Here is a 4,955-nt window from a genome sequence, read left to right as displayed (position 1 = left end):
GCCTATATCTACTTTAATCCCCATTCTTCTCCTCCTTCTCCTCATTTTGTAATTCAAGACGGCGTTGTTGAAAAAGAAGTTCCTCTTTTTCGCCCTCTAGCTTGCTCATTGCTTTTTTTAATTCTTCTTTCCTCTCAGAGACAAAATCATCAAGTAGCTGTTCATTCCTTTTTAACATCTCTATATCTTCAAGACGATCCATCTCATCTTTAACTGATAACGGATAATAGCCTAATTCTCTATATGGAATGAAGTTCGTTTGACAAAGATCTAAGATCTCCGTCGCAACGGAAAGAAACTGATTTCTTTCTTCTTCTAGCTTTGATAATTTCGTTTGAATCTGTTGAACACTACATTGAATATCTTCTAATTTTCTAGTTTTTTCCATCCTCACTCCTTAAACAAATTATTTTGAGGAACAAATGACGGATTTGTGTATGGCGAAGATTGACCAGTTATCCCCTTATTTTGACCCGACGATAAATTATTCTGCCACATTGTACTTATATTCTCATCTACTACTTCGAATTCATTTGCGACACCATGAATTAATTTTACGAATTCACTTATTTTCGATTGAATATTTTGAGCAATAGATGCCTCATTGATGATCAATTTTCTTCCTACCGTATTAGCGGTATAATAGCTTGTCTTATCTCTAGTAACTGTACCGGCAGTTGTAATGCTATTGCTTGCTGATATAATTCCAGTTGCAATAGTACTTGCCGTGCCTTTTTCACTTTTTACTTGTCCCATGTTCAATAACCTTTTCAATTATCCTTTCTACTATCAAATCGTCAAGAGACAGGGTTGAATCTTAAGTATCAAATAATATTGTTACTTATTCTTACTAATTTTGAGTTTGATGATTTCTTTCCGAGAATGTAAATAAACCTGATCGGGATCTGGAGCCACATCTCTGCTATATATTCCTTTATCTAAGAAGGTTTGATCCATTAGGCGCATACCAAAGATGACCCATTGGACATTTGTTTTGAGGTATCTTGGAATTGGGTCAACGCTTGTTCCAATATAAGTATAATCTGTACCAATAATAAACCTCATCCCTACTCGATAACCATTCTCAAACATAAATTGAAGCTGTTGAACATTTAAATCGCTTTCGGATACAAGTGCTCTCATATTTGGTATAAAAACAATCCACTCAGATGAGATTCCTTTTTCAAGACGGCGCTCTATTTCGTAGATTAGCTGATTTCCTATGTCCGATACTTCCTTTTTACTTCCAACATAGGTTTTCACCTGATTACTATATGACTCATATTCTTGGAAAGCATCAATCAACATCATATGAACGTTAGGCATTTTAAGAATAGTTCTTAATAAATGATGAGTTATATTATCAAAAGCATCTTCTGCATTTGATACATAAGCCATGTGTTTAAATTTGCTAAGAGAGATATTGACACTTCCAACCATTTCTAGCTCCAAACCGATAGGAATCTGACCATTCTCAATAGCTTCTTGTACACTAGGCAATTTCAAAAATTCTTCCACCATCAACTCCTCTGGTACCATCGGGATGGCACTTGGGCGCTGTCCTGTCCAGGCTTCTTGGAGGGAAGCCACTTCCTGACGAAGGTTATTGAGGACTTGGTTTTCGTTGTCTCCAGAGACTGGGAGTGCCAGCTGGATGACATCCACGTCTTCACGCTTCATGAGAGCCCGTCCCTTGATGTCTTCCATGGTCATGGCAAGGGGTGTAGAGCCCACAATCGTCCGCACTTCACTAGCTTCATTTTGTGGTAGGCTCAACTGGTGCTTGAAGGCAGAAATTGCCTCATTATAGGATGCTATTCTAGCTTCCCCTACCCTTAATCAACAAGAGAGCCACATCATGAGGGTGGAACTTGACGGCAAGAGACAGGATCTTTTTGTAAATAGCAGAGCAGATAAGCAAGCCAAAAATATAGAATTTTCAAGGTACTAGAAAGAAAACGTTCTCGTTCTATTATACCACAATATCAAAAAAAACCTTCCCATAGGAACAAAGCTATATTTTTGTATCATGAATTTAGATTTATAGCTACGCTAATTCATCTTACGACATAGAACAGACAAAAAAACGAGGAGTTTCTTTAATGTCAAAGCAGCTCCTCGTTTTTGATTTTTATTTAAAGTATAGTGATTTCTTAAACAATCTCTAAAAATATAGCTTATTCGAATTTTGTTACACTTTTAATGGTTTTAAAGCTTTCAGCAAAAAGACAGAATTAACATTACTACATTCAATATAGATGAACTATGATAGTTACTCCTTTGTAATTCTATTTTATCTCTTTCTTAGGAACCGTGAGTGTTTTCGTCCATTCTCTATAAATTTCTGAAAAACGTTCCTCTTCCTCATCTGAATAGCCTACAAAAACGACTTTGTCAATATTTTCATGTTGAAAGAAAAGCGTTGATTCCGTTTGAAAGCCCATTGGGTACAAAATACCCATATAATCAGCGAATGCTTTTTCTCCAGTTTCCTCGTCGTCAAAGATAACTCCACGACCAATAATCATTAATTTCTGTGTTCCTTCTTGAAGATAGACAATACTACCTAACGGTAATAATTCTTTGTTTTTATTATTCATTTTTTAATAACTCCTTGTGTTTTTTTAAATATTTTTTTCCATACCACTCTTCGACAGTTTTCCCTTCCCACTCGCGGTATTCTTCAGGATATTTCCATTTATAGTAGCCTTCTAAAAGGAAAGGAAACTCCATAAATACAATTATGGCTATTAAACCAATATTGCCCACGATCCAACATATAAAGAGGCCAAAAACAGTTATAGAAGATGAAAAATTAATAGAAAAAGCTTTGAAAATATAATTAACAATCACAGCCAAGCCCAATATACCGGCTCCATAAATAGCAATACCTTTAGCAATTTTATCTTGTAAGGTAGGTGACTTAATTTCTCCATACATTCGTTTTTTCAAACTTCTAAGCTCCGTTCTTAACATTACATAAGTCAACAATACTTGAAGCCCAAAAAGTACTAAGATCCCCCATATTGTTAATATAGGTAAACTCATTGTTATGGCCATCAAATTAAATTCAAACATAAGCCATATCATAAAAGTTATAAAATGAAAGCGATAACGATAAGGGAGGATAAACGTCCGTTTAAAAAATTTACCCATTAATACCAATAACAACCAAATTAACAAGCAAATTAAATAAAGCTCGACTGTTAGCAAAGGATACTGAGAAACCGGTAACCTTAAATCTTTAGGATCAGAATTTTGCAATGATAGGGTAAAAGCAAGGAACATGAAATTTAAACCTATCGGAAACAACAGACTAAGAATAAAAGTTTTAATACCAAACCAAAAGGAAGGTCTCCCTTTCTTAAAGGCTTTCCCAAGTTTATTATAATAATCTTGTTTCTGATACTGTAAAAACCCATCATCTAATAAATTTAAACTCTCCTCAAAACTTGCTTTAAAAATTGATTTCTTCATACTTTTCACCCAAATCCTAATGCCTTTCCAAATCCACCTATAACGTTAGATATATTTTTAACAGTGCCTTTTATACCTTTACCAACATCATCTATCATCTCTTTCGTTCCTTTAACAGGATCATCGAAAAATTTTGGCTTCCAAGCTTTTATACCTTGAATAGCTGTTCCAACAAAGAATCCGACCCCTGCTCCAGCAGGACCAAATATCGCACCTCCAATAGTTGCGCCTTCAAGAGGACCTACACTTGAAACTGCTGAAAGTGCACCTTTTCCAACAGCTTTTCCTACATCCCTGGTTTTGCTAAATTCGTCTGCTCCACTAGAAATCGCTGTAATTCCAAGATCAGCAAACGTCATTACTGTCCCCACTTTCCCCAGAACCTTAGCTACTTTTGGGAAATATTTGAGCCCTTTTCCTAATAAGCCTGTTGCCTCTTCTCCCCCTTTTATGTATTTACCAAGTTTCGCCATTCCGGCATCTCTGGCACCTTCCAATCCTTTTTTAACAATAGTTTCTACAGGACTTGCGATATCAGAAATTCCTTCGAAAGTCTTTTGTAACGTCCCTCCCTTATTACCTAACGATTCATACCATGCCATTATATTCATAACAGAACTTACGTATTTTCTACCTTTTGTTCCTTTATCAACTGAGTCAAGCAATCCTATGACGCCGTCCGATTGTAGAAAAGCCTTAGTCAAGTTTTTCGGTGTTAGTCCAAGTATTTGGGCTCCTCTCTTAAACCAGTCATTATCTGAGATTGCCTTAATTGCATCATACAAACTCATTGTATTATACTTAACACCATCATCACCAAGTACTTCAGCTAATATCTTTTCATAGAGGTGTTGCTCAATAGCATTAACTAACGTATCTGGCAACTCTTTACCTGGATACCGTTTTCTATACTCTGCAATTGCCTTTATATCATTCTCATCTAATTCGGTTTTATTTTTAATTTTATCTAAAACATTTTGATAATTTTGAACTACCTCAGAACGCTTCGTCCACTCACTATTAATATTACTAGCCCAAGGAGCTTGTCCCTCTACTTTAAAAGTTCCATCAAACTTTCCAAAGTCACTCGTAACTTGTTCGAAACCTTGGAAAACTAAGCTCTGTAAGCTTTCTGAATCCGAAAACTGACCACTAGTCGAGCTCGCAAACGACTGCAATTTTTCTAATTTCCTTTGTAACTCATCTCGCTTACTCGTCGCATTTGAGATAACTCCTCGAACATTACTTATATATATAGGATTGACGTCCTTTAGATTATATAAACTATATAAAATAGATTCATAAGTCGAAATGGTTGTATTCTTCGCTTCAATTTGCTGTTGAAGTATCTCCTCATCTAGACTTTCTCCACCGACTTGTGAATAGTAAAGAGTCGGTAGTTCACCGGCTTTTCCTCCTAGACTCTCTGAAAAGAGGATAACTCCTCTAAGTAGGGGAACCATTATATTTTCCGCATA

General features: G+C 35.9%; 5 protein-coding genes and 1 pseudogene. All 6 read right to left on the bottom strand.

The window, feature by feature from the left end:
* Positions 1 to 13 precede the first annotated feature (13 nt).
* Entirely contained in the window at positions 14 to 388 is a 375-nt protein-coding gene (locus N5909_RS02335; RefSeq protein ID WP_271630723.1) for a hypothetical protein, read from the bottom strand.
* 2 nt (positions 389 to 390) lie between these two features.
* Positions 391 to 756, bottom strand: coding sequence for a TIGR04197 family type VII secretion effector (locus tag N5909_RS02330; protein WP_271630722.1), 366 nt, complete (start codon positions 754 to 756; stop codon positions 391 to 393).
* An 81-nt stretch (positions 757 to 837) separates the two neighbouring features.
* Positions 838 to 1,788, bottom strand: a pseudogene (locus tag N5909_RS02325) (type VII secretion protein EssC); the annotation flags it as partial.
* A 500-nt stretch (positions 1,789 to 2,288) separates the two neighbouring features.
* A complete protein-coding gene (locus N5909_RS02320) occupies positions 2,289 to 2,600 on the bottom strand; it encodes a DUF4176 domain-containing protein (protein ID WP_247933266.1) in 312 nt (103 codons plus the stop codon).
* Positions 2,593 to 3,477, bottom strand: coding sequence for a hypothetical protein (locus tag N5909_RS02315; RefSeq protein WP_261027365.1), 885 nt, complete (start codon positions 3,475 to 3,477; stop codon positions 2,593 to 2,595). Before N5909_RS02315 ends, N5909_RS02320 begins: the two co-directional genes overlap by 8 nt.
* Positions 3,478 to 3,482: 5 nt before the next feature.
* Positions 3,483 to 4,955 (bottom strand): hypothetical protein (locus N5909_RS02310; protein WP_271630720.1); only part of this gene is annotated, 1,473 nt, incomplete at its 5' end.

Source organism: Streptococcus gwangjuensis (genome assembly GCF_028156745.1).
GTDB classification, from domain to species: Bacteria; Bacillota; Bacilli; order Lactobacillales; family Streptococcaceae; genus Streptococcus; species Streptococcus gwangjuense_A.
Note: the sequence above shows the minus strand (reverse complement) of the source record. Positions and strands in the feature narration are given on the sequence as shown.